The sequence below is a fragment of the Acinetobacter sp. GN11 genome (genome assembly GCF_054823985.1).
The window spans coordinates 1-520 of sequence record NZ_JRVL01000265.1 but is presented as its reverse complement, the minus strand read 5'-3'; the positions used below and the strand labels follow the sequence as shown (position 1 = coordinate 520).

Genomic DNA, 520 nt, shown 5'->3' with positions numbered 1-520 from the left:
CATTACCCATGCTATCGGTTGAACCAGATCCTATGACTTGACCAGCAGCATTTTTGACTTCAATTTGAGTGTTTGCTTCTGCCTGAGCTGTAAAGTTCTGTCCGTTCGCATCAAGTAAAATATTTTCAATCGGATTTGGTACAACATCATCAGTTAAAGCATTTTGCTTGATCTCTGTACTACGGTTACCCGCTCGGTCAACGACAACAAAAGTGAGTTCCTCTCCATGTAAATAGACTTGATATAAATAACCTGACACATTACCAGCGCCATCTACATAACCTGAACCGATGACCTCACCCGCAGCATTTTTGACTTCAACTTGAGTATTTGCTTCAGCTTGCGCCGTAAAGTTTTGACCGTTTGAGTCGAATACAATATTTTCAATCGGATTTGGTGCAATATCATCAGTTAAAGCATTCTGCTTAACTTCTGTACTACGGTTACCAGCTCGGTCAACGACAACAAAAGTAAGCTCTTCGCCATGTAAATAGACCTGATACAAGTAACCAGAAACATT

The 520-nt window shown here is 40.6% G+C and carries 1 protein-coding gene; it reads right to left on the bottom strand.

The window, feature by feature from the left end:
• On the bottom strand, positions 1-520 hold a 520-nt coding region (locus NL42_RS17795), incomplete at both ends, for an Ig-like domain-containing protein (protein WP_461313766.1).